Genomic DNA, 4,793 nt, shown 5'->3' with positions numbered 1-4,793 from the left:
AATTTGAAAGGTTATTGGTTATTGTTTATTGGTTATAGAAATGTTACCATTATAGCATTTGGGAAGTTAATAACCTATAGTATCAAAACATACACTTCATTAACCTTTAACCAATAACCTTTAACCACTCAAGTTGAAGCTAGCGAAACTTGAGTAAATTATATGTTCGGTTCCTGTTAGCACCATGAGCGGCGACATACCCCATGCCGACGAGTTGCCGCAAATATCGCTTCACCGTTGTAGCCGGCATACCCACTTCTTGAGATATAGCAACCGAAGTAGAAAACTCTTTGTCGGCCAAAAATACTAAAATATCGGCCATTTTATCGGCCAAAACGGGTTTTATCGACCATTTTTCGGCCATTTCCTTGGCAATAGTCGGTTTATCGACCACTTTTATTCCTGTTGACCTAATGTAGGAATTGATATCGCTGACCATGTGGTGACAATGAATTTCAGCCATACAATTAATGAACAACTCTATATTGTCATCCTCACGAGCATCTACTAAAGCTTGTATATATTTGGCCTTATCCTCTTTCTTAACCTTAGAAGGCAGCACGTCGTATTCCATCTGAATAAGATTCATTAACAGACGTGACATGCGCCCATTTCCGTCGGCCCACGGATGAATAGTTACTAATTCATAGTGTGCCCAAAAACTTAATTCATAAACAGCGGGAATATCATTAACATCCACAGTTTTGCGCCTCCTGTTTAATTCTTCGCAAAATTCTTGGAGTTTGGTAGGGACTTTAAGATAGGACATATAGGACCGTCCTCCAACACCTGCAGTAACATTGAGTTTGCGCAAATCGCCTTGTGCCGATGAAAAATCACCTTCTATTGTATGATATTCATTTCCTGTATTAGCCATAACCATTGCCGATAATTTTTTTAACCAGTTCACGGTAATGGTTTCATGCGCTTTTATCCACTCACGCCCATAATCATAGGCCCTCTTGAGGTCAAGGTTCATTTGTTGCTCAATAAGAGACCGTTTGTTTGACGTGATACCTTCATCAAAAAGTAATTGTGCTTCAATTTCGGTTACAGTTGACCCTTCGATTGCAGTAGAGTGAGCAATAATGGAGTACAGATAAAACTTTTCATAGTCTATCTGTCTAGATATCCCCATATCACGATACCGTTTGAGGATTTCACATAAGTGATTTTTCAGATTATCGTGCATAATGATTATTGCTAATACAAATATATCTTACAGCCCCTTTGCCTTGGCCTGAAGGAGTGCTTGAGCCAGCTGGTCGGGGCAAGATGTACCCTTGTAGCCGCAGCGTATTCCTTGCAGCTTGCTCACCACGTCGTCAACCTTCATGCCGCGCACCAGGCTGCATATACCCTGCAAGTTACCATTGCATCCACCTGTGAACTGAACGCCCTTGACAACGCCGTTCTCCACTTCAAAATCAATCTGACTAGAGCATGTGCCCTGTGTATAATAAGTAAATTGTGCCATAACGCATTTTAAATAACAAATTAAATTATAATCACTTCAGCACCTCTTGAAGGTCGCGTAGCGACTTGATGCTGATTTCGGTCGAAGAATATTCTATGAGGCCGTCTTCCTCCATTTGGTCGAGTGCTGTGATGAGCGAGTTGCGCTGGGTGCCCAGCAATGTGCACAAATCCTTCTGGCGGAACTGCACCTTGATGTCGGTGCTGTGTTGCGTCGTGAGGTCGGTGATTTCACGCGCAAACCGCTCGGCTATGCTGCCCGTCCTCATCTGCTGCAATGCCTTTGTGCGGCGCTGGCAGTTGCGTGACAGGTAGTTGAGTATGTTGAAGAGGAACACCTTGTCGGTCTGCAACACCTTCATGTAGTCACTCTTGCGCAACTGCAAGATGCCGCAACGCTCGCCTGCCACGGCACTGAAGGGATAGGTATTGTCAATGCCGAAGAGGCTGTCTGGCCCCAGAACACCAGGAGCATGCAACGTCTGCAACAATTTCACCCGCAGGTGATTGCTCTCTGTTGTCAGGTTCACACTGCCCGACACTACAAACCTCATGTGCTCACACCGGTCGCCAGCCTTGTTGATGGTATCGCCAGGCTCATACTTCAAGAAGTGAAACGGAATGCGTTCCACCAACTCTGATATGCGGTCATCTCCCACCCCTTGAAACAGCGGCAACGAGCGCAACAGTTCATACATGCTCTCCATCTTCTCAATCTATTTCAATATTTATCTATTCGAGCAGATGGTTATCAATCACTCGCCCAGCAGTTCGATCATGGCCTCCACGGTGAGACTTTGCTGCTCGCCAGTGACCATGTTCTTCACCGCGATAGTGCCGTCCTTGAGCTCGTTGTCGCCAATGATAGCCACAAAGGGCACCTTGCGGTCGTTGGCATATGCCATCTGCTTCTTCATTTTGGCGCTGTCGGGATACAGCTCTGCGCTGATGCCAGCAGCACGCAGTTTCTTGATGTGCTTGAGCGACATCATTGCCTCGGCCTCGCCAAAGTTGACAAACAGCACACGTGCGCTGGCAGTGGTGTCGGCAGGATAGAGGTCGAGCGTGTTGAGCACGTCAAAGATGCGGTCGGCGCCGAAGCTGATGCCCACACCGCTCAAGCCCGGCATGCCGAACACGCCGGTGAGGTTGTCATAACGTCCACCGCCCGTGATACTACCCATCTCCACGTCAAGAGCCTTAACCTCAAGGATAGTGCCAGTATAGTAGTTAAGGCCGCGTGCCAGAGAAACGTCAAGCTCAATGGTTGATTTCAGGCCAAGTTCCTTCACATGGTCAAGCACGTAGGTCATCTCCTCGATTCCCTTCATGCCGGTCTCGCTGCTTGCGAGCAGAGTAGAGAGGGTTGTCATCTTCTCCTCGTTGGTTCCTGCAAGAGTGAGCAGGGGCTTGAGTGTCTCAATGGCCTCCTCGGTGAGACCTTTCTCGCGCAGCTCGGCGTTAACGTTGTCAAGGCCTATCTTGTCAATCTTGTCGATAGCCACGGTGATGTCAATCAGCTTGTCGGGAGCACCGATAACCTCTGCGATACCGCTCAAGATCTTGCGGTTATTCAGTTTGATAGCGATATTCACGCCGAAACGGCCGAATACCTCGTCGATGATTGAAACAAGTTCAATCTCATTGATGAGCGAGTCGCTGCCCACGATGTCGGCGTCACACTGGTAGAACTCGCGGTAGCGTCCGCGCTGGGGACGGTCGGCACGCCACACAGGCTGAATCTGGTAGCGCTTGAACGGCATCTGCAAGTCGTTGCGGTGCTGCACCACGTAGCGGGCAAAGGGCACAGTGAGGTCATAACGCAGACCCTTCTCGCTAATCTTATTAGTCAAGTGAAGCGAGTCGCGCTCTCCAAGCAGCTCCTCGGGAGCATTCTTCAAGTAGTCACCGCTGTTGAGAATCTTGAACAGCAGTTTGTCGCCCTCCTCGCCATACTTGCCCATGAGAGTGGACAGGTTCTCCATGGCAGGAGTCTCAATCTGCTGGAATCCATACAGCAGGAACACATCCTTGATTGTGTTAAAGATATAGTTACGTTTCGCCATCTCGATAGGCGAAAAATCACGGGTTCCCTTAGGAATTGACGGTTTCTGTGCCATTGTATATAAAGTCTAAATTGTTTACTAAGTTATAAATAACTTACAAAGGTACAACATTTTCACGAAGTATGAAAGACGAGACAAAAAAACTGTACCGTTAAGTGTGAGATTTGCGTTATTTTAAAAAAGAAATACAGTAATGCAGGGGATTTTGATATTATGCAGTTACCTATGTTTCCTTGCCAGATATTCTATCGCAAAAACGGGCCAACGTGGTACTTTACGGATGTTTGTCCTCACAGCAGGGATGTCACATACTAGGAATATTGAGGCAAGGAGGAGGGAGAACCAGATGACATAACCATACACCTGCTTTCTTGCTACAAGCATCATGGAGTGCAGATAACTGCCGCCCATGAACTCGCCGAAGTCAAAATGTGAGAGATCAAGGTTGGTAAGTGTCAACTGGCGACCATAGTGCATCATGTCTTCATTAACTCAACTTTAGCATGTGGAACCATTTGAGTTTCATCTATTTGCGCCAATTAGCGTCCTGCTGGACGCATTTTTGCGGTTTACCTATACCCCCACCGCCACTACGTTCGGCGGTGGGGGTTATTTAGATATTGTCCTACCGGACAACAAATTAGCATCATTTATTATAAAAGCTAAAGTTGAATTCATTAAGAAAATGCGAGAAGATGGTGGTGTAGAAACCATAACCCATGGCACCACCCAGGTACATGTGAACGATATTGAACAAAAACAATCCCATGAAGAACTGTTCTAGACTTGGCACCGATTCGTCCAAAGCCCACATAAGGGTTGGTGCCAGAACGCCATAACCAAAACCACGAAACATGATTGCCAAGAGGTATTGCTCAATGTTTACATCCATGCTTACAAAAGAGTACATGAGCAAGGCGAAGGCGAAGATGGATAGGAAGGCGATGCCAATCAGTTTCCATACCTTCCACTTGTGCACCTTCAGCCAGTAGAGGTCGAGCGCAATGCCAAGGGGGGGCTTACTTTTTAGAAAACGCACCCCGAAGCCAGTCTTTACTGGGCTCCGGGGAGGTATTTTATGCCATTTCGAGTTTTACAGGACAGCAATATTTTCAAATCTACAATATCTGATTGAACGTCCACCCTAAAATCATGATCATAAATGCTACTGTGCCGAAGAAGATGCCGATGAGCCGCCAAGTCATCACCTTCTTGAGCATTGTGGCTTCGGGCAGGGAGAGTCCTACCACT

Annotated in this window: 5 protein-coding genes and 1 pseudogene; all 6 read right to left on the bottom strand. The window is 46.8% G+C overall.

All coding sequences use genetic code 11. The features are described 5' to 3' along the window. Window positions 1-139 precede the first annotated feature (139 nt). Window positions 140-1,192 carry a Fic family protein gene (locus ACKI3C_RS06000; protein ID WP_407403057.1) on the bottom strand — a complete coding sequence of 351 codons (1,053 nt, stop codon included), beginning with the start codon at window positions 1,190-1,192 and terminating at the stop codon, window positions 140-142. A gap of 27 nt (window positions 1,193-1,219) precedes the next feature. Further along, window positions 1,220-1,477 (bottom strand): TIGR03905 family TSCPD domain-containing protein, encoded by a 258-nt coding sequence (locus ACKI3C_RS05995; protein ID WP_407403055.1) that lies wholly within the window; start codon window positions 1,475-1,477, stop codon window positions 1,220-1,222. Window positions 1,478-1,508: 31 nt separating this feature from the next. After that, on the bottom strand, window positions 1,509-2,174 hold the full coding sequence (locus ACKI3C_RS05990; protein WP_407403054.1) for a Crp/Fnr family transcriptional regulator: 666 nt from the start codon (window positions 2,172-2,174) through the stop codon (window positions 1,509-1,511). Between the two features lie 57 nt (window positions 2,175-2,231). After that, window positions 2,232-3,596 (bottom strand): histidine--tRNA ligase, encoded by a 1,365-nt coding sequence (gene hisS / locus ACKI3C_RS05985; RefSeq protein ID WP_407403052.1) that lies wholly within the window; start codon window positions 3,594-3,596, stop codon window positions 2,232-2,234. A 592-nt stretch (window positions 3,597-4,188) separates the two neighbouring features. Continuing rightward, complete coding sequence (locus ACKI3C_RS05980) at window positions 4,189-4,581, bottom strand: hypothetical protein (RefSeq protein WP_407403050.1); 393 nt, start codon at window positions 4,579-4,581, stop codon at window positions 4,189-4,191. Between the two features lie 79 nt (window positions 4,582-4,660). Beyond that, window positions 4,661-4,793, bottom strand: a pseudogene (locus tag ACKI3C_RS05975) (permease); the annotation flags it as partial.

Origin of the sequence: Sodaliphilus sp. (genome assembly GCF_045598405.1) — a bacterium.
Classification (GTDB): Bacteria; Bacteroidota; Bacteroidia; order Bacteroidales; family Muribaculaceae; genus Sodaliphilus; species Sodaliphilus limicaballi.
The sequence above is the reverse complement of the archived record's forward strand: the minus strand, read 5'-3'. Positions and strand labels throughout refer to the sequence as shown.